At 58.5% G+C, this 18,765-nt stretch carries 16 protein-coding genes; 7 read left to right on the forward strand and 9 right to left on the reverse strand.

Annotated features, from left to right (window positions below):
• Positions 1-51 precede the first annotated feature (51 nt).
• The 5 genes from K3G63_RS10230 to K3G63_RS10250 all read right to left on the reverse strand — a co-directional run bounded on the left by K3G63_RS10230 (position 52) and on the right by K3G63_RS10250 (position 4,940).
• The gene (locus K3G63_RS10230; protein ID WP_220614031.1) at positions 52-540 is read right to left on the reverse strand and encodes a hypothetical protein; all 489 of its coding nucleotides are present in this window, start codon (positions 538-540) and stop codon (positions 52-54) included.
• Positions 521-1,144, reverse strand: coding sequence for a DUF6915 family protein (locus K3G63_RS10235; RefSeq protein ID WP_220614032.1), 624 nt, complete (start codon positions 1,142-1,144; stop codon positions 521-523). Before K3G63_RS10235 ends, K3G63_RS10230 begins: the two co-directional genes overlap by 20 nt.
• Before the next feature lie 97 nt (positions 1,145-1,241).
• Entirely contained in the window at positions 1,242-1,688 is a 447-nt protein-coding gene (locus K3G63_RS10240) for a 3-oxoacyl-ACP synthase (RefSeq protein WP_220614033.1), read from the reverse strand.
• Between the two features lie 100 nt (positions 1,689-1,788).
• Positions 1,789-2,637 (reverse strand): endonuclease/exonuclease/phosphatase family protein, encoded by an 849-nt coding sequence (locus tag K3G63_RS10245; protein ID WP_220614034.1) that lies wholly within the window; start codon positions 2,635-2,637, stop codon positions 1,789-1,791.
• Between the two features lie 809 nt (positions 2,638-3,446).
• Positions 3,447-4,940, reverse strand: a complete 1,494-nt coding sequence (locus K3G63_RS10250; protein WP_220614035.1) for a GH3 auxin-responsive promoter family protein — start codon at positions 4,938-4,940, stop codon at positions 3,447-3,449.
• Positions 4,941-5,117: 177 nt separating this feature from the next.
• Here K3G63_RS10250 and K3G63_RS10255 point away from each other — a divergent pair, with 177 nt between their 5' ends.
• Positions 5,118-5,546, forward strand: a complete 429-nt coding sequence (locus tag K3G63_RS10255; RefSeq protein WP_259404406.1) for an OsmC family peroxiredoxin — start codon at positions 5,118-5,120, stop codon at positions 5,544-5,546.
• Positions 5,547-5,703: 157 nt separating this feature from the next.
• Positions 5,704-6,186: a hypothetical protein gene (locus tag K3G63_RS10260; protein WP_220614036.1), complete on the forward strand. Its 483-nt coding sequence runs from the start codon at positions 5,704-5,706 to the stop codon at positions 6,184-6,186.
• A 197-nt stretch (positions 6,187-6,383) separates the two neighbouring features.
• Here K3G63_RS10260 and dnaA read toward each other — a convergent pair whose 3' ends face one another.
• From dnaA to K3G63_RS10280, 4 genes are all read right to left on the reverse strand, one after another.
• Positions 6,384-7,883 carry a chromosomal replication initiator protein DnaA gene (dnaA, locus tag K3G63_RS10265; RefSeq protein WP_220614037.1) on the reverse strand — a complete coding sequence of 500 codons (1,500 nt, stop codon included), beginning with the start codon at positions 7,881-7,883 and terminating at the stop codon, positions 6,384-6,386.
• Positions 7,884-8,081: 198 nt separating this feature from the next.
• A complete protein-coding gene (locus K3G63_RS10270; protein ID WP_220614038.1) occupies positions 8,082-9,011 on the reverse strand; it encodes a bifunctional UDP-sugar hydrolase/5'-nucleotidase in 930 nt (309 codons plus the stop codon).
• Positions 9,012-9,127: 116 nt separating this feature from the next.
• On the reverse strand, positions 9,128-9,886 hold the full coding sequence (locus tag K3G63_RS10275) for a 5'-nucleotidase C-terminal domain-containing protein (RefSeq protein WP_220614039.1): 759 nt from the start codon (positions 9,884-9,886) through the stop codon (positions 9,128-9,130).
• Between the two features lie 156 nt (positions 9,887-10,042).
• Positions 10,043-11,263, reverse strand: coding sequence for a porin family protein (locus K3G63_RS10280; protein WP_220614040.1), 1,221 nt, complete (start codon positions 11,261-11,263; stop codon positions 10,043-10,045).
• 178 nt (positions 11,264-11,441) lie between these two features.
• Here K3G63_RS10280 and K3G63_RS10285 point away from each other — a divergent pair, with 178 nt between their 5' ends.
• The 5 genes from K3G63_RS10285 (at position 11,442) to K3G63_RS10305 (ending at position 18,724) form a co-directional block, all read left to right on the forward strand.
• Complete coding sequence (locus K3G63_RS10285) at positions 11,442-13,220, forward strand: methylmalonyl-CoA mutase family protein (RefSeq protein ID WP_220614041.1); 1,779 nt, start codon at positions 11,442-11,444, stop codon at positions 13,218-13,220.
• Between the two features lie 109 nt (positions 13,221-13,329).
• Positions 13,330-15,522: a methylmalonyl-CoA mutase gene (gene scpA / locus K3G63_RS10290; RefSeq protein WP_220614042.1), complete on the forward strand. Its 2,193-nt coding sequence runs from the start codon at positions 13,330-13,332 to the stop codon at positions 15,520-15,522.
• A 39-nt stretch (positions 15,523-15,561) separates the two neighbouring features.
• Positions 15,562-16,509, forward strand: coding sequence for a hypothetical protein (locus K3G63_RS10295; RefSeq protein WP_220614043.1), 948 nt, complete (start codon positions 15,562-15,564; stop codon positions 16,507-16,509).
• A gap of 22 nt (positions 16,510-16,531) precedes the next feature.
• Positions 16,532-16,972 (forward strand): hypothetical protein, encoded by a 441-nt coding sequence (locus K3G63_RS10300; RefSeq protein ID WP_220614044.1) that lies wholly within the window; start codon positions 16,532-16,534, stop codon positions 16,970-16,972.
• Positions 16,973-17,281: 309 nt separating this feature from the next.
• Complete coding sequence (locus K3G63_RS10305; protein ID WP_220614045.1) at positions 17,282-18,724, forward strand: Gfo/Idh/MocA family protein; 1,443 nt, start codon at positions 17,282-17,284, stop codon at positions 18,722-18,724.
• Positions 18,725-18,765 lie beyond the last annotated feature (41 nt).

Here is an 18,765-nt window from a genome sequence, read left to right on the forward strand (position 1 = left end):
AGCGCGAACTTCCCGTTTGGCTTACGGGCACGCTGCGCCAGGCAGCGGACCTTAGCTTTGCGCTTCGTGCACCTGAAACAGCACCCGGCGCCCAGAGTACTCGGCACTCATTTCCTCGTCTACTTCCGGGGTAGTTGGGGCAGCTTCCTGCGGCTTCTGCGCTGCCGGGTCGGGGCGCTCCAGGCCCATATTGCGCAGCTCCTCGTCGGTAAACTGCTCGTAAAAGTCCTCGTCCAGCTCGTCCTCATACACGGTAGCCGTCGACTGGTAGTCGAGGCCAACGGCTTGTCCTTCCAGGAAAAACCGGCCACTACCGCTCATGCTGAAATCACCGGCGCTGGGCAGGTCCAGCTGCTCTGTCAGATAGTGCTCCAGGCCATAGGGAAAGTCATTGGTTTCGCTGTACTGGCTTTCCAGCTCTTGGTTATCCACACTGGTGTACACAAACGATTCGTCGCCGCCGCAGTCCCAGCGGACGGTTACGGTGTGGCCGGCCTGGAGTAGCTGCACGAGGTGGGCTTTAGTCTGGGGTTGGTTCATGTGCGGGAGCGTGTTGGCGCAGCCAGGCCAGCTCTTTAGGGTCGGGCCGGTACTGCCAGGGGTAAGAAAAGGGGAAAGACTGCAGGCTATCGGCTACTGCTGGCGCAGGGTGCAACTGACGCGCCAGCTCTTCGGCAGCGGCCAGGCCCAGCAGTTGCTCGGCCAGGTACACCCCAAAGGTGCTGGTAGTAAGCAAAAGGGCCGAGCGCAGGCCCGTGCGCAGGTAGGGCCGCAGCACAAAGGCGCGCAGCTCCGGCTGGGCGGCGGGCAGCAACTCATCGGGCGTGGGCGCCAGCGGAGCCAGGGTAGCATCGGCGTGGCGGAGCCACTCGCAGAGGGTGGGCACGCGGCCCAGCAGGTCTTCCTTGCAGTGCTCGGCAGCTACATCGCGCACCAGCACCGTGCGGCCCGCCGAGTTCAGCACAAAGTCGCCGAGCAGCTCCGTAGCCCACTCAATACCCAGGGTATGGTGCAGTAGCAAGCGGTGCCGGATGTGGAAGTAGAATAGCTTGCTGCTATCCATGAACCGGTGCACGGCCACGTAATCGGTTGGCTCGCCGCCAAATTTGCGTTGGGAAAGCAGGCAGTGCTTCCAGATGTCCATAAAATAAGTAGCAAGCTGATAAGTGGCGGCTTTGGGGAAGCTCCGCGGCTAATAAGTTGATGCGCATCCGTGCGTGCAGCAGTGCTGAAATAGCCAATTAGTCCACGCTTTCTATGCGCAGGGGCTTGCCATTAAACACGACCTGCTCGCCGGCCTGCCGGCCGCTGAGCGTTACCGCTACTGGCGCCGCGGCCGATACTGCAAAGCACTCCTGCCCGTCCAGCGTGAGTTTGCCGGCGCTAATGCTGATGTAGAACCGGCCCATACTCGTGCGTACCAAAGCGCCGGGCCGTACCGTGTCGCAGGCAGCATGGGGGTTGATGCGCTGCAGCTCGCCCAGCAGCTGGCGGGCCTGCTGGAGCTGCACGGCATTTCGGTCCCGCTCGTTCTGGGCCATGGCGCGGCCGGTTTCGTACTTGTCGCCGGCGCTGCTCTTGGTTTCGGAGTTGGCCGATTCCTGGGCGGCAGTAATGGCAGCCTGGCAGGCTTCAATGCGCTCCTGCACGTAGGCGAGACAGAGGGCGTGGAGGTGGGATTTACTCATTAGCTGGTTTGGGCCTGCTAGATAGGCAGAAGAAAGGCAGTACAGAAAATATACACGAGCGTCCTGTCGAACTTGTTAGGATCTGCCGCTCTGTTCTTCCCTATTTTATCTCCACGTTTACTACTACCGGAAAGTGGTCGGAGGGGTAGAGGCCGCGCATAGAATCGGTCAGGACGGCATAGTTAAGTACAGTGAATTGCTTGCTCAGGAAGATGTAGTCAATACGATCCGTCAGGGGGGCGTCGAGCTTGAAGCCGGTGAAGGTGCCCACGGGGCCGTAGGGTGGTTGCTTGGTGGTGCGGTAGGCGTCGTTGAGCACAGCTTGCATGGTCTGGATCTGCTCGGTATCGGGCGTGGAGTTGAAGTCGCCGACGCAGATGACGGGCGTGTTTTTCGCAATTTCCCGAATCTTCTGCACCATCAGCCGGCCCGATTGACGGCGGGCCTCCACACCCTCGTGGTCGAAGTGGACGCTAAAAAAGAAAAACTCCTGGCTAGTCTTCAGTTCCTTGAATTTAGCCCAGGAACAGATACGGTTGCAGCACCTGGCATCCCACCCCTTCGAGGGAACATCCGGCGTCTGGCTCAACCAGAAGTCACCGGTTTGCAGGAGTTGGAGGCGGCTTTTCCTGTAGAAGATGGCCGAATGCTCGCCCGCTTCCTTGCCATCGTCGCGGCCGTGGCCCACGAAGGCGTATTCCGGTAGCTCCGCTACATCTGCCAGCTGGCCGCGGAAGCCTTCCTGGGTACCAAACACATCAAAGCTGTGGTAGCGCACCAGGCTTTTCACCATTTCCCGGCGGTTAGGCCAGGCATTCACTCCGTCGCTGGCTACGTTCAGGCGCAGGTTGTAGGTAGCAACGCGCAGTGGGGGCAGCCCCGCTTGTTGAGCGTAGGCTTCACTCGCCCATAACAGGGCATGTAGCAGCAGGCAGACAAGAAAGCGCATAACCTAGCGGGGTAAGGATGGCATCAAATTACACTTTATCTACTTTTTGCATCTGCTACAACTGGCGCTTGTAAAGCGGCTTGCACCTTTGCTGCCCACTGCTCCTGCTGCGGCTGAAGAACAACGACTGCAAAGCCGTAACGCTTTCCTTCTAGGGCTACCCCTTCCGCATCGTCTATCAGCAAACCAATGCCAAACGTAGGCGGATGCCTGGTACAACTCACGGCCGCTTCCCGCGCATGACGGGTTTGGTTTATACCTGCTGCAAGCTCAATCCCGTGCAGCCAGAAGAGCAGTCGGATATACCACTTCCTACGAAAAGAGGTCGTATATACCCATATCGTCCAGCCGCGGGCCACCCCGTATTCAGCTACCTCTACTATTCCTTTCCGCAATGAGTCACTGCCCAGCAACCTGGCCCGGAAAGGCCGGCGGGGCTGCTCCAGCGGGACCCCGCAGCCGCACTGATTTACCGTATTGCCGAGGTCGAAAGCAACTCGCATTTAAGGCAGACCACCGGGCGGCTAGTTAAAAAGCCGCCCACCAGGCCGACAGCCGAAAGGCACACTATATAGCCTAACCGCGTGTTTCCGGGCAAGTTTTGCTTTCTCTGAAAGCAGGTGAATACCCCACCAACTGGTTGCCCCGGCAGCCCTAGTATGCTAAAGCCCCAAAACGCAGACCGAAGGTAGGCCAGAACTCCTCTGGCAGCACTTGCTGCTGCGCGGGGCTACCCAAGAAGAAAAGGGCAGCCCTGATGCCCGTAAGCAGTGCCAGAAACCCGGACACTACAGTAGTAGCACTAGCCATCAGCTACCCAGCAACCCCTCCGCTACGGTTCTATCGTTGCTGAGCCGGGGCACTTTGTTTTGGCCGCCGAGCTTGCCCAGGCTTTTCATGTAGCGCTGGAAAGCCCCGGTGGGCAAGGGCGTGAGGTGCAGCGGGGCCAGAATGTTGCCCCGGAGCAGGTCGTCGTAGTACACGTTGCGGCGGCGCAGGCCCGTATCCAGGGAAGCGGCAAAGGCAGCAGCGTCGTGAGGGGGACGGGCAAACTCGATAAGCCACTCGTGCTGGGAAGGCACGGCGGGGTCGTTGCTTACGCGGGGGGCAACGGTGAATTCTACTACCTCTACCTCGGGGTGCTGGTGCATTGCTTCGCGCAGGGCGTGCTCTACCTCTTCCCCGATGACATGCTCCCCGAAGGCGGAGAGAAAGTGCTTGATGCGGCCCGTCACGACGACACGGAACGGGTATTTCTGGGTAAAGCGCACCGTGTCGCCGAGGCTGTAGCCCCAGAGGCCAGCGTTGGAGCTGAGCACTACCGCGTACTGCTTATCCAGCTCTACCTCCGCTAGGGTAAGGCGGGGCGGGTTCGGCTCAAAGAACCGGTCGGCCGGAATAAATTCGTAGAAGATACCAGCATTCAACAGCAACAGCAGGCCGGGGTTACCAGGCTGGTCCTGGAAAGCCAGGAAGCCTTCGGAAGCTGGAAACAGCTCGATGCTGTCCACGGGCCGGCCAATGGTATCGAACAGCTTTTTGCGGTAGGGCTCAAAGTTTACGCCACCGTACACAAACAAATCGAACTGCGGAAACACCTCTCCTACCGGCCGGCCGGTGCGCTGTACTATTCTGTCAAAGTACATCTGCACCCAAGGTGGAATCCCCGAAATCAGGGTCATGGGCTGGGGTAGTGTTTCCTCCACGATGCGGTCCAGCTTGGCTTCCCAATCTTCGATGATGTTGGTCTGGTAGCTGGGCAGTTGGTTGCGGCGCAGGTAGGCGGGCACGTGGTGGTTGGCAATGCCCGAGAGGCGCCCGGTATGGATACCGCCTACCGTTTCCAGCTCGGGGGAGCCTGATAGAAAAATCAGCTTCCCATCCAGAAACCGACTTTTGCCCGTGGCGTGCACATACTGGAGCAGCGCGTCGCGGGCTCCATTGATGTGGTTGGGGATGCTGTCTTGGGTAATCGGGATGTACTTGGCCCCGGAGGTAGTGCCGCTGGTTTTAGCCAGGTAGAGCGGCTTGCCGGGCCAGAGCACGTCCGGCTCCCCGGCTTTTACCCGGTTGAAATAGGAACTAAGGCCTTCGTAGTCGCGGACGGGCACGCGGGCGGCCAGGTCCTGGGCAGTGCGGGCTCCCGGCAGGTCATGGTCGCGGCCAAAAGCGGTGCGGGCCCCACAGGCCAGCAACTCCCGTAGCACCTGCTGCTGCGTGCCGATGGGGTCCTGCTGCCACCGCCGGTATTGCTGCGTGATGTAGGCGGCCAAAGGCCGGCTCAGGGTGGATTTCAGGCCCATTGACAGGGAAAATAGAAAACTGGTGAATTACGACGCTTCTTTCTCACTCCGAAACGTAAGGTCAAAGGTACGTGCTACCCCGAAATGGATGCGCAACGCTTTCCATTGGGCGGAGCCCATCCTTACGCCTTACTTTTCGTACCTACCTCAACCATTCACTCTTTAGTTTCTTTACTCATGATTAACCAGCGTGGCAATGCCGTATGGAACGGCGACATCAAAGGCAGCGGCAGCATCACGACCCAGAGCGGTACCGTATCAGCGCCGTACTCAGTAGGCGCCCGGTTTGAAGGACAGAAGGGCACCAATCCCGAAGAGCTGATTGGGGCGGCTCACGCCGGCTGCTACACCATGTTCCTGACCAGCATTCTAACCAAAGATGGCAAGCAGGTAAAGCAAATCCGGACGGAGTCGAAGGTTACGCTGGACACGTCGGGGGAAGTGCCCAAAATCGTGAAGATCAGCCTCACCACGGAAGGCGAGGTAGAAGGCGTATCAGCGGAGGAATTTCAGCAATACGCGCAAACAGCCAAGGAAAAATGCCCGGTTTCGCAGGTGCTGAGCGCCGTGCCCGAAATGGAGCTGGTGGCAGCCACCCTCAAGTAAGCTCGTCGGCAGGAGCCGGTGTATGGAGTAGCAAGGCCGCTTGCGTATGCACCCGGCAACGGCGTACTGGTAGTGCATTTCGAAAAACGAGGAGCGAAAACAAACAACGAAAGCCGAACCTCTTACTTTTGCGGGTCCCCGCGACTTCAATGCCCTTATGCATCCTGATTCTACCCGTATTCGTCTTCAGCCCGCCAACACCCAACGAATTCCCTTTCTGGGTCAGCTTTTCCTGGGCCTGCTCTGGATTGCCTACACGGTGTCGCTTATTGTAACCGGCGAGGGCGCCAGCGACATGCACTTCCTACACTACGTATTCCTGGTGTTCAGCCTGATTTACCTGGGCTACGTGCTGGTACACAACGCGCCGGTTTTCGGCACCCAAAGCTACCTGGAGTTTACCCCCGCTTACATTGTGCACAAAGACGGGCTATTTCGGCCTAAACAGGCTTTTCCAGCCGAAGATATTGTGTCGCTGGAATTGGTGCCGCAGCAGTTGCGCGTGCAGCTGAAAGAAGGTAGTACCTATACCATGAGCCTGCGTCAGGTAAAGGGCCCCAAACGTAAGCGGCTAATGCGCGAACAGGTTCGGGCGTTTGCCTCCAAACACAGCATCCCCTTGCGCGATACCCAGGCATAGGCCGCACGCGGGCGCTTACTCACCGGATTCGAGTGCGTTGCTGAGTAGCTTTTAGGCTACGGGTGCCACCTCGCACTGTGCACCAACGCTATCCGCTAAGATTAAGAAAGCCCCCGCTACCTGCGGGGGCTTTCTTGTTGGCGTTCGTGCCACCCTGCCGGGTAGGAGGTGGCTAGTAAAGTTCTACTTCCCTGCTTCTACTTCCCGGCAAATTTTTTCCGCAGCTCGGCAATGGTGCCCCGGAAGGCTTTATCAGAGTCAATCAGGTCCGAGACGGTTTGCACGGAGTGAATGACGGTGCTGTGGTCGCGGCCGCCGAAGTGGTGACCTATGCTTTTCAGGGAGTGGGTAGTATGCTCCTTGGCAAAATACATGGCTACCTGCCGGGCCGTTACTACCTCTTTCTTGCGGGTTTTAGCCTTGAGCAAATCCAGCGGCACCCCAAAGTACTCGGCGCAGGTTTTCTGGATAAAGTCCAGGTTTACCTCGGCCTCCACTTCCTCAATGATGTGACGCAGGGCCTGCTTGGCCATTTCCAGATCAATCTCGCGGCGGTTAAGGCTGCTTTGCGCTACCAGCGAAATCAGCACGCCTTCCAGCTCCCGCACGTTAGTATTCACTGAGTGCGCCAGATACTCTACTACCTGCGGCGGAATGTCAATGCCATCCTGCTGCATCTTGTTCTGGATGATGGCCATGCGCGTCTCAAAGTCGGGGCTTTGCAGGTCGGCGGTGAGGCCCCACTTAAAGCGGGACAATAGACGATCCTCCAAGCCCACCAAGTCGCGAGGCGGGCGGTCGGAGGTCATCACAATCTGCTTGCCCGCCTGGTGCAGGTGGTTGAAGATGTGGAAGAACATCTCCTGGGTTTTGTCCTTGCCCGAGAGGAACTGCACGTCGTCCAGAATCAGAATATCGACCAGCAGGTAGAAGTTGGCAAAATCCTGCACCTGGTTGGAGCGCAGGCTCTCGATAAACTGGTTGGTAAACTTCTCGGCCGAGACATACAGCACGAACTTATCGAGGTTCGTGGCCTTGATGTGGTTGCCGATGGCCTGCACCAGGTGGGTTTTACCCAGCCCTACCCCACCGTATACCATCAGGGGGTTGAAGGAGGTAGTACCCGGCTTATTAGCCACGGCAAGTCCAGCCGAGCGCGCCAAGCGGTTACAGTCGCCCTCGATATAGTTCTCGAAAGTGTACGTCGTATTCAGCTGCGACTTTAGGTAGTCGCGCTCAATGGTTTTGCTGGCCTCGAAGGGGTTGCGCAGGGTAGGCGGCGCCGGGGCGGGGGCCACGGAAGCCGCGGCTGTGTTGCGCGCCGACGCCGTCATGGCGCTGGCCGCCATAGCTGTGGCCGCGGGCGTGGCTACGGCGGCTGGCCCGGCGGCTTTGCGGGTGGTAGGCAAGTTGAGGGTACGCGGCTTGGTTTGGGCGTTGCCCTGGTCCACCACAATACTATACTCCAGCCGCCCCTCCGGCCCCAACTCCTGGTGAATGGCCCGCTTCAGCTCCTCTACGTAATGCTCCTCCAGAAATTCGTAGAAATACGTACTGGGCACCTGAATCAACAGGACGTTATGCTGCAGCTGCACCGGCACGATGGGTTGAAACCATGTCCGGAAGCTTTGCTCACCAATCGTTGCCTTGATGACGCGAAGACAGTTGGCCCATACGGTTCGACAATCCTTCAGCATCAATCAGATAGGGCAAAAGCAACGGGTGTGCAGGTGAGCGGAATAACAGGCCAGCCACGGGCCCGGCAAGGCCCGTTTTTTTAGGGGGAGACAAAAATGTGGAAAAGTCAGGAGACAAAAAAACCCCCCACCTCTTGCATTTTATGCGCTTTTAGCAGAAGCCTAGCTCTGCTGTAATCGGAAGTTGCCTCTTTGCCCTTACGCAGCTTGTACGGGTACTACGGAGGTAGCGGCTACCGTTGGCTGCCGGGTACCCCGCTCAAATGAGTAATCCAGGCGGCCTAGGTTGATGCCCGACCAGCCGACTTGGTTCACGAGCGTGGTGCGGCCGTTGGGGCTGGCAATGGGCTCCGGCTGGTCGAGGAAGGTGTGCGTGTGGCCCCCTAGGGTCAGGTCGATGCCGCTGACCTGCGCGGCCAGTTTCCGGTCGTCGATTTTAGCGCCTTCGTACTTATAGCCCAGGTGAGACAGGCAGATAACCAGGTCGCACTTCTCGGAGCCGCGCAGCTTAGCTACCATCTCCTTGGCAGTGGCTACGGGGTCAAGGTACTTGGTGGCACCAAAGTTTTTATCGGCTACCAGGCCGGCCAGCTCAATGCCCAGCCCGAATACGCCGACCCGGATGCCCTGCTTCTCGAATACCTTATACGGCTGGAACTTGCCAGCTAGAAGGGTCTGCGAGAAATCGTAGTTGGCAATGAGGAAGGGAAACGTAGCGTTCGGCAGCTGCTTCTGCAGTCCCTCCAGGCCGTTATCGAAGTCGTGGTTGCCGAGGGTGCTGGCGTCGTAAGCCATCTGGCTCATGAGCTTGTACTCCAGCTCGCCCTGGAAGAAGTTGAAGTAGGGCGTACCCTGCCAGATGTCGCCGGAATCCAGCAGCAGCACGTTGGGTTCCTGCTTCCGGATTTGCTCAATCAGCGTTGCCCGCCGGGCCATGCCCCCCAGGCCAGCCCACTGAGCCGCATTGTCGGGGAAGGGCTCAATGCGGGAGTGCATATCGTTAGTATGCAGAATGGTCAGGCGGGTAGCTTTTTTATCGGCGGCGGCTGTAGGCAGAGCCGAAGCCCCTAGCAGGCCCAGTGTAGCGGCTCCCAGGCCGGTATGTTTCAGAAATTCGCGACGATCCACGGCAGGAATGTACTAAATGTGGTTGAATGTGCGGAAGGTGGAAATGCGCTTGGAGCTACCGGAAAGAGGAGCCAGATGTGCGTTCATCCAGCTCCTATTTACCTACATTTCTTACACTAGAATTTCACCCGGCCCTCTACTTTGGCCTCAATAGGCTTGCCTTGCTGGGTTTGCTCACGCATGTAGTCGGCAATGGCCGAGCGGAGCAGCACGCCGGTGCCACGGGGCTTGAGGGCTTTGAAGAACGTCAGGTTGTCGCCGCCGCCAGCCAGGTAGTCGGAAATAGCAATGGTGTAGGTTCGGGAGAGGTCAAGCGGCTGCCCGCCAATGCGCACATCCTGGGGTTTGCCTTCGGCCGAGGCTGTATACACGGCACCGGAAACCGGCATTCTCACGCGAGCGGCGTAGTCGAACAGCTGTTGCACCACCGGGCCGGGGGCATCCAGCACTACCAACTCATTCTCGAAGGGCATCAGCTCAAACACGGAGCCCAGCGTAACCGGTCCGGCCGGAATGGGTGCCCGCAGACCGCCATTGGTCATCACGCCTAGGTCCAGGGACTGCTTCAGCTCCCGGCTGGCGCGTATGCGCTGGATATCCGCCACCAGGTTGGATAGTGGTGACTCGCCGTTGTTTTTCACAATAGCTACCGGGGCCTGCCCCAATACGGTTGTCATCTGCTCGGTTACGCGCTGCCGATACGGGGCAATAGTGGCGGCAGCCCGCGGGTCGTCGGGGATGGATTTGCCCACGGGCTGGGCCGTAACAGGCGCCAACTGGGCCTTGGGCAAATAGGCCCCGCGCTGGCAGGCGGGGGCCAGGGCCACGGCCGTTAGCAGGCTCAGGGCAGCCAGGCGAGAACGAAGAAGTTGCATTGGGCTAGATAGAAAAGGAACGCGTGCGGCAAAGGTAAGGCGACACCGCGGGAGTTAGAAAGAAACTCTGCTATTCGCCCACAGCCCAGGCAGGCAGTGGACGCTCACGAAAACTCCCTGCCGGCCTGGGCGCTGTACTCGCTATTGCCCGACGATTTACCGGCCAAAGGTGTAGCTGGCCAGCAGTGCAATGCCCTGAGAGCCGGAGATAGTATTAGCCGCCGCTGACGTGTTATCGAGCTTATCCAAACGGCCTTCCAGGTTTATGCTGCCATAAGAGCCCGTAGGAATCGAGACGCCTACCCCGAATACGCCCCCAATGTTGTACGATTTTAACTCAACAGGGCTTGCGGAAGGGGCCGAGGAGAGGCGAGGCAGATAATCCGTTTTTTCGGCATCGCGCTGGATGTTTTGCTTGTACACGAATCCAGCCTGTACATAGGGCCGCACGCCCCCTTGGGTCAGGCTATACCGCAGTAGCACCGGGACCCCAATGGAGGCAACCTGCACATCCAGGGTGCGCTGGTAACCGGCTCCGAGAGTCCCCTCGGCCTCATAAGACAAACTGTATTTTTGCTGGGTGTACCAAAGCTCCCCTACAAAAGAAAGATGGGGACTGAAATACGCAGGATGAATCTGGACTCCGGCCCCCACCGAGGCAAGAAAGTCGGAGGTGAGGTCATACGACTTACCGTCCTGATAGGTAGCGGTAGCGTGGTATGCACCGCCCGAAACGCTGAACAGCAGCTTGCCGGTTCGCTGTGTAATGGTGCGTTGCGGGCCACCCACACAGCTGTTGTAGGCAGCTACCGTTTTCGTCAGCTGTGCTTCCAGAAGCTCCAGGCCTGGCAGCTTGGTTTGTACTGCCGGACAGTCGGCCATCAGTTGCCACAACACGTTGCGGAAGGCATATACCCGGGTGCTCACTTTATGTTCAACCCGGGTTTGTGGGTTGATTTGCAGAACAGTGGTATCTCGCTGCACTAACGGCTGGAGCAATGCCGAACCGGTGGTCTGGGCGTAGTAGTGCTTAGCTTCTGTTTCGTCCGTGTATCGTACTAAGGAAAGCTTGCCCTCGGCAAGCACCTGCATGAATACCAGCGTGGGCGCAGCGGTGGGCAGGGCCAGGGCCCGGTAGACCCCGCCTGCTGCGAAGCCGTACGCACGTACATCGGTAGGCTTATACTCCGTGGGGGGAGTCTTCGGGGTGGCGCGGAAACGGCAAAGTGTTGCGCCGCGCAACTCTCCTCGGGTGTCCACTTCTCCACGTAGCGTATCGCCGCTGAGTGGCACTACATAACCGGCTTGAAAATTACTTTGGGCTACTGCTGTAGCGGTTACCGTCAATACCGGCAATAAGAGTAAACGTTTTTTCATGAATGTCCGAACAATAGGAAGCTCGCTGATACAGATGTTTTTTTCACCGAGACCTCAAAAGTACAGCCAGACAGCGCTGCGGCAAGAACAAGAAGCGGGCAGCGGCATTCCCATCCCGAACCGGTATCTTTAACCCGCCTCTCAGGGCCTTCCTTTTCCCACCCCACCCCGCCGCATTATGGCCGATTCGCCGCGCCCTGCGCCTGTTTCGTTTTCTGAGTTTGATGCCGTTACTACCCAGCAATGGCAGGAGCGCATTGCCCGCGACCTGAAAGGCAAAGCGCCCGCCGACCTCGTCTGGCAGACCCCCGATGGCTTTCCAGTGCAGCCGTTCTACCACCAGGAGGCTCTGCACGAGCTAGGAGGCGCCCCCGTCCCCCAGGTTCGGTCCTCGCCTCACTGGCGCAATGTGCCCACGTATTCGGTGCCCGCCCTGGAACGAGGCCGGGCCACTATTGAACGGGCCGCCGACGGCTTGACCCGCGGTGCCGACGGGGCTCACTTCGTGCTGGCTCACGCCGAGGCCTTCGACCTGGAACTTCTACAGCAGCGCCTGCCTCTGTCTGACGCTTACGTGGGCTATACCGTGCGGAGCGGCATGGATGTTCTGATGCAGCGCCTCGCTCAACTACGGGTAGCGCCCCGGGGGTTTGTGGTTTCTGACCCCATCACCCGCCACGCCCCCGACCTGGCGGCCCAACAGGAAGATGTACGCCAAGCTATCCGCCTGAGTCGGGACTGGCCCGAGTTTCGGGCCTTAGGACTTGATGCGGCCTTTTATGGCAACCGCGGCGCTACCGCCACCCAGCAAATTGCCTTCACGCTGGCCACCGCCGCCGCTTACCTGAGCACCCTGCCCACCGCGGACCTGTCAGTGGACGAAGTGGCGGGCGCCTTTCACTTCCACGTAGCGGTAGGCCCCAACTACTTTTTTGAAATAGCAAAATTGCGCGCCCTGCGCCGGCTGTGGGCAACGCTGCTGCACGCCTACCAACTGCCTGCTGAGTTAGGGCAGCGGCTTACCATTTTTGCCAGCACGGCCACCTGGAGCCAGACTACCCTGGATCCGCACACGAACCTGCTGCGTACCACCACGGAGGCCATGAGTGCGGTACTTGGGGGGGCCGATGCTATCAGTGTAGGCGCGTTCGACTGCCTGTTTCATGCCCCCAACGAGTTTGCCGAGCGCCTGGCCCGCAACCTGCCCGTGCTGCTGCGCGAGGAAGCCTACCTTGATAGGGTGCAGGACCCCGCCGCCGGCTCCTACTACCTCGAAACCCTTACCGACCAGCTCAGCCGCGAGGCCTGGGCCTTGTTTCAAAAGCTGGAAGCCGCCGGCGGACTACCTGCGGCTACGGGCCTCGTGATGCAGGAGCTGCACGCCTCGGCGCAGGCCCAGTTCCGGCGCATTGCCAACGGTGAGCAGGTGGTAGTGGGCACCAACAAGTTCCAGAACCCCCACGAGAAGTTCGACTACAATCCCAAGCGCCTGCTGCGCAGCCGGGAGTTTGACAGCACCCGGGCCACCTACCCCACGGAGGTACTGCGGCTGGCTACGGCCCTGCACTTTGAGCGGCGGGAAAAGCGCAAGAAGCGGGCGGCTCTGGTCCTGCTGGGCGCCCACACCAACCAAATCATTCTGGAGTCTTTCCTGCAGACCCTGCCGGAAACAGAGCGCATAGAGCTGCGCGAAGCGCACCCGGAAGGCACCTTGTCAGTTCTGTTTTCCTCCGCCGAGGAGGCCACCCTGATGTACGCTACCCCCGAGCAGTTCGGCCGCCTTTCCCGGGCTATCAGCCGCGTGCCCATCGACGAGCCCAATTTCATTCCTCCAGCCTTGCTCACCGCCGACCTGGCTACCATGCAGGAAGCGGTACACGTGTTCGGCTTCAAGGAATTTACCGTGCGGGGCTACAGCACGGAAGACGTGCTGGCGAGGCTTCAAGGCAAAAAGTAGATTCAGAAGTAACCGCTCATAAATCAGCTGTCGTCCTGAGCATGTAGCTTGATGCCCCACATGCTCAGGATGACAAACGGCGTTCCTGACGCTATTCACCTCACCACCCATGAAGCCCGACTTCTCCACCATATCCTACGACGCAGGCCAGCTACCTGCGCCGCCCGCTGAAGCTGCTGAAACCTCCACCCCCGAGGGCATTGCGCTCAAGCAGTTCTATACCCCTCAAGATGTGCAGCACCTCACGCACCTGGGCTTTGGGGCCGGGCAGGCGCCGTATTTGCGGGGGCCCTACAGCACCATGTACATCCAGAATCCCTGGACCATCCGGCAGTACGCGGGCTTCTCCACCGCCGAGGAAAGCAACGCTTTCTACCGCCGCAACCTGGCCGGCGGGCAGAAAGGTCTCTCGGTGGCGTTTGACCTAGCTACTCACCGGGGCTACGACTCTGACCACCCGCGTGTGGTAGGCGACGTGGGCAAGGCCGGCGTGGCCATCGATTCGGTAGAGGACATGAAGCTCTTGTTTGATGAGATTCCGCTGGATCAGATGTCGGTGTCGATGACCATGAACGGGGCGGTGCTGCCCATTATGGCCTTTTACATTGTGGCGGCGGAGGAACAGGGCGTAACGCCCGATAAGCTGGCGGGCACCATTCAGAATGATATTCTGAAGGAGTTCATGGTGCGCAACACCTACATCTATCCGCCTCTGCCGAGCATGCGCATCATTGCGGATATTTTCAGCTACACGGCGCAGCATATGCCCAAGTTCAACAGCATCAGCATCTCGGGCTACCACATGCAGGAAGCCGGGGCTACCGCTGATCTGGAGTTGGCCTACACCTTGGCCGACGGGCTAGAGTACGTGCGGGCCGGGCTGGCGGCAGGCATGAAGATTGACGACTTTGCCCCGCGCCTGTCGTTCTTCTGGGCCATTGGCATGAACCACTTCATGGAAATTGCCAAGATGCGGGCCGGCCGTCTGCTCTGGGCCAAGCTTATCCAGCAGTTCGAGCCCCAGAACCCCAAGAGCCTGGCCCTACGCACGCACTGCCAGACCTCGGGCTACTCGCTCACCGAGCAGGACCCCTTCAACAACGTGGCCCGCACCTGCATTGAGGCCATGGCGGCGGCCCTGGGCGGCACCCAAAGCCTGCACACCAACGCCCTCGACGAGGCCATTGCCCTGCCCACCGACTTTTCGGCCCGCATTGCCCGCAACACCCAGCTCTACATCCAGCACGAAACGGACATTACCCGCGTGGTGGACCCCTGGGGTGGCTCCTACTACGTGGAAACCCTCACCCACGAGCTGGCCGACAAAGCCTGGGCCCTCATTCAGGAGGTAGAGGAGCTGGGCGGCATGGCCAAGGCCATTGAAACCGGCCTGCCCAAAATGCGCATCGAGGAAGCCGCCGCCCGCAAGCAGGCCCGCATCGACTCGGGCAAGGAAATCGTGGTAGGCGTGAACAAGTACCGCGTGGACGAGGCCACCGACATTGAGGTGCTCGACATCGACAACGCCGCCGTGCGCGAGTCGCAGATTGGGCGCCTGAACCAGACTAAAGCCACCCGCGACAACGCCGCCGTGCAGCAGGCCCTGGAGGCCCTCACCGAAGCCGCTCGCTTAGGAAATGAGGAATCAGGAATGAAGAATGAGGAACTGAGAGAGGCTAATCATTCTTCATTCCCCACTCCTAATTCCTCATTAAACCTACTGGCCCTGGCCGTGCAGGCCGCCCGCCTGCGTGCTACCCTCGGTGAGATTTCCGATGCTCTGGAGAAAGTATACGGCCGCCACCAGGCTACCATTCGGGCTATTTCGGGCGTGTATTCTCAGGAAATGAACTACGACGAGCAGTTTGCCAAGGCCCGCCAGATGGCCGACGAATTTGCCGCCCGCGAAGGCCGCCGCCCCCGTATGATGGTGGCCAAAATGGGCCAGGACGGCCACGACCGGGGCTCCAAAGTAATTGCTACCTCCTTCGCCGACGTAGGCTTCGATGTGGACATTGCGCCCCTGTTCCAGACGCCCGCCGAGGTAGCCCGCCAGGCCGCCGAAAACGACGTGCACGTAGTGGGCGTGAGCAGCCTCGCCGCCGGCCACAAAACCCTGATTCCGCAGCTCATTGAGGAGCTTCGGCAGCTCGGCCGCGAAGACATCCTAGTCATTGCCGGCGGCGTCATCCCCGCCCAGGACTACGACTTCCTCTACAACGCCGGGGTAGTTGGCGTATATGGTCCCGGGACGGTTATTGCCGTAGCCGCGCAGGAGATTTTGGAAAAGCTTGGGGAGTAATTAAGAAATAAATTTTTCTTATTCCATTATCATCTTCAGATGAGCAAGCAAATAAAGATTGAGCTGTTTACTTTAGAGAAGATCAATACTAAGGTAAAATCTGCTAGCAGAATATGCTTTGAACAAGGCTGCAATAACCATGCAATCAATTCTCACATCCTACAGAAGAATGGCATATTAAGTACCATTACAACTAATGGGCATTTGTATACACTCAAAGCTAATATAGTAGAAGCAAAAGCTAAATTCACTAAGACTGGACTCAACAACGTTTTTACATTTAAGGGGTTTTGCAATAAGCATGATACATTATTATTCGATTCCATTGAAAAGAACGAACTAGATATAAGCCAGTATAAAACAAAAGTATTACTGAGCTATAGAGCTGTACTTAATGAACTAAGAAAGAAACAAATAAACATTGATCATTATAACGGGATAAAGGATTCTTCTACCCTGAAGGAATTAGCGAGAAGAATGCCCTTGGACATTCTTATAAACAATGAAACGTTAGCAGAAGCCGACTTACAAAGATTATCTAACCTAATCAGGGAAGATATTGATCATGGCACTGAGAGCTTCCACTTCGCTACTTATTCCATCCCTAAAGTTGAAGTATGCACTTCAGCTACTTTCAATACTGAACTAAGAAATGAAATGATTTTGAAACGATTATCTGGCCGCTGGAACGAGCCTGTTAATAGCTTAATATTCAACGTTATTCCTCATGGAGACAAAACCGTTGTTATACTAGGATGTCATAAGCCTATATTAGATAAATGTTTATACTTCTTCTTAGAGCTTGCTAAAGACCCATTAAAATTCATAAGTGATACTTTTATAAAAAATATAGAAACTTGGGTATGCTCACCCGAATTTTACTTTAAGCAAATAAGACCGAGGGAAAAAGGAATAGTAGATGAGTTTAGCCTATACCCACAACAGAGAGACTACACTTATCCAACCAGGATATACCTATTTAAATAATACAATATGTTTTGACAACATCATGCGCATTGACGAAATAGACCAAGAGGACGCTGACATTGATTACTTCGCTACCGATGCGGCCGGGCATATCGTGCACGTAGCTTCCGGCGGCGGAATACTGCCCGAATCGGTGGCGGCTTCCCAGGAGGTGCTGCTGGAGCTGCACCAGTATTTCCTGACGCTGCCGGAAACCGATTCGGCGGTGGCGGCGGGCGTAGCCGAGGGCACGGATGAGGGTAGCTACCAGGGCTTCGCACGCTACGCCCGGCGCGGCCTGTTCTCCTTCGCCAAAACCCGCCTGCACGAGCGCGCTGATACCCGCTACTACGTAGTGGCCCGGCCCCTGCAACCCCTCACGGTAAACCAGTTGCCCAAGTACATTGCTACCCTGCTGCGCCGCACCCAACTGCCCGGCCCGGTGGCGGAGCAAGCTACCCTCGATGTAGCAACGATTTTATAGTGCACCTCCTGGAAAGTGTCATCCTGAGCCCTAGCGAAGGACCTCTACAGAAGGTAACTACTACCCTAACGAAGCGGTAGAGGTCCTTCGCTAGGGCTCAGGATGACAGATACTTTTTGGCTTCCTGAACAGCCCAAAATCAAACCGGCCCGCCTCTAGCGGGCCGGTTTGATTTTGGGCGGGGTAATTACTTGATTTTGCTACCTTAAGCGTCTTATCCTAAGCGACCTAGGCCGCAGTACTGGGGCTACCCTGCCCGGGCGTCCGTGGGTCGTTGTATTCGTGCTTCCTTGTCCTACCCCCTTTCTCATGAGCCAACTTCCTTCCCTTCCTTCCCGCCGCGAGTTTATGAAGCAGAGCGCCGCCGCTGCGGCCACCTTCATGATTGTGCCGCGCTTTGTGCTGGGTGGCAAAGGCTACACCGCCCCCAGCGACCAGCTCCTGATTGCCGGCGTGGGGGTAGGCGGCAAAGGGGAAAGCGACCTGGCGTCGTTTGTTAAATCGGGCAAGGCCCGGATAGCCTACCTCTGCGACGTGGACGACCGGCGGGCTGCCCGCGCCGTGCAGGCCTACCCCCAGGCTAAGTACTATAAAGACTGGCGGCAGATGCTGGAAAAGGAAAGCAAGAACTTCGATGCCGTATCGGTGGCCACGCCCGACCACAACCACGCCGCCGTAACGCTGGCCGCCATGCAGCTGGGCAAGCACGTGTACGTGCAGAAACCCCTCACCCACGACCTCTACGAAGCCCGCGCCCTTACGGAAGCCGCTAAGCGCCACAAGGTGGTTACGCAGATGGGCAACCAGGGCGCCTCCGGCGACGGCGTACGCCAGCTCCAGGAGTGGTACGACGCCAACGAAATAGGCAAGGTGCACACCGTGTACTGCTGGACCGACCGCCCCGTGTGGCCCCAGGGCATTGCCTGGCCCACCACGGCCGGCAGCGTGCCCAAGGAGCTGGATTGGGACCTGTGGCTGGGCACGGCTCCTTACCGGCCCTATGTCGATAAACTGGTGCCCTTTAACTGGCGCGGGTGGTGGGAATACGGCACCGGCGCCCTCGGCGACATGGGCTGCCACCTGCTGGAAGCGCCCTTCCGGGTGCTGGGCCTGCAGTACGCCAGCTCCGTGCAGGCCAGCGTGGGCAGCGTGTACGTGGATGAGTTCAAGCGCGGCTACTTCCCCGAGAGCTGCCCGCCCTCCAGCCACGTTATCCTGAAGTTTCCGAAAACCGATAAAACCAAGCACGAGGTAACGGTGCACTGGATGGACGGCGGCATTCAGCCCGAGCGCCCCGAGGAACTGGGCCCCAACGAGCTGTTCGGCGACGGGGGCAACGGTATTCTGTTCGTGGGAACGAAGGGCAAGATGATGGCCAGCACCTACGCCGCCGACCCACGCCTGCTGCCTACCTCCCGCAATCAGGAGGTAAAGGTGAAACAGACCCAGGCCCGCGTGCCGGGCGGCGCCGAAGGCCACTACGCCCAATGGGTAGAGGCCTGCCTGGCTGGCCACGGCAACCACTACGTCAGTGCCCCCTTCGAAACGGCTGGCCCGCTGACCGAGGCCCTGCTGATGGCCAACCTTGCCATTCGGGGCTACGATTTGCAGCGGCCCAAAACCACTGGCTCCGGCGTCGACTATCCCGGCCGGGGTGTTGAGCTGGTCTGGGACCCGAAGCAGCTACGCGTTACCAACTTCGACGAGGTAAACCAGTTTGTGAAGCGCACCTACCGCCCGGGCTGGCAGTAGTACCAACGACGACCGGTTCTAACCAGCCGCTGCGGCAGTTG

Origin of the sequence: Hymenobacter sp. HSC-4F20 (assembly GCF_019599275.1) — a bacterium.
Classification (GTDB): Bacteria; Bacteroidota; Bacteroidia; order Cytophagales; family Hymenobacteraceae; genus Hymenobacter.

Bases quoted from the DNA above. Each gene is read 5' to 3' on its own strand.
- K3G63_RS10230 (WP_220614031.1), bottom strand. From the start codon at position 540: ATGAACCAACCCCAGACTAAAGCCCACCTCGTGCAGCTACTCCAGGCC.
- K3G63_RS10235 (WP_220614032.1), bottom strand. From the start codon at position 1,144: ATGGACATCTGGAAGCACTGCCTGCTTTCCCAACGCAAATTTGGCGGC.
- K3G63_RS10240 (WP_220614033.1), bottom strand. From the start codon at position 1,688: ATGAGTAAATCCCACCTCCACGCCCTCTGTCTCGCCTACGTGCAGGAG.
- K3G63_RS10245 (WP_220614034.1), bottom strand. From the start codon at position 2,637: ATGCGCTTTCTTGTCTGCCTGCTGCTACATGCCCTGTTATGGGCGAGT.
- K3G63_RS10250 (WP_220614035.1), bottom strand. From the start codon at position 4,940: ATGGGCCTGAAATCCACCCTGAGCCGGCCTTTGGCCGCCTACATCACG.
- K3G63_RS10255 (WP_259404406.1), top strand. From the start codon at position 5,118: ATGATTAACCAGCGTGGCAATGCCGTATGGAACGGCGACATCAAAGGC.
- K3G63_RS10260 (WP_220614036.1), top strand. From the start codon at position 5,704: ATGCATCCTGATTCTACCCGTATTCGTCTTCAGCCCGCCAACACCCAA.
- dnaA (WP_220614037.1), bottom strand. From the start codon at position 7,883: ATGCTGAAGGATTGTCGAACCGTATGGGCCAACTGTCTTCGCGTCATC.
- K3G63_RS10275 (WP_220614039.1), bottom strand. From the start codon at position 9,886: ATGCAACTTCTTCGTTCTCGCCTGGCTGCCCTGAGCCTGCTAACGGCC.
- K3G63_RS10280 (WP_220614040.1), bottom strand. From the start codon at position 11,263: ATGAAAAAACGTTTACTCTTATTGCCGGTATTGACGGTAACCGCTACA.
- K3G63_RS10285 (WP_220614041.1), top strand. From the start codon at position 11,442: ATGGCCGATTCGCCGCGCCCTGCGCCTGTTTCGTTTTCTGAGTTTGAT.
- scpA (WP_220614042.1), top strand. From the start codon at position 13,330: ATGAAGCCCGACTTCTCCACCATATCCTACGACGCAGGCCAGCTACCT.
- K3G63_RS10295 (WP_220614043.1), top strand. From the start codon at position 15,562: ATGAGCAAGCAAATAAAGATTGAGCTGTTTACTTTAGAGAAGATCAAT.
- K3G63_RS10300 (WP_220614044.1), top strand. From the start codon at position 16,532: ATGCGCATTGACGAAATAGACCAAGAGGACGCTGACATTGATTACTTC.
- K3G63_RS10305 (WP_220614045.1), top strand. From the start codon at position 17,282: ATGAGCCAACTTCCTTCCCTTCCTTCCCGCCGCGAGTTTATGAAGCAG.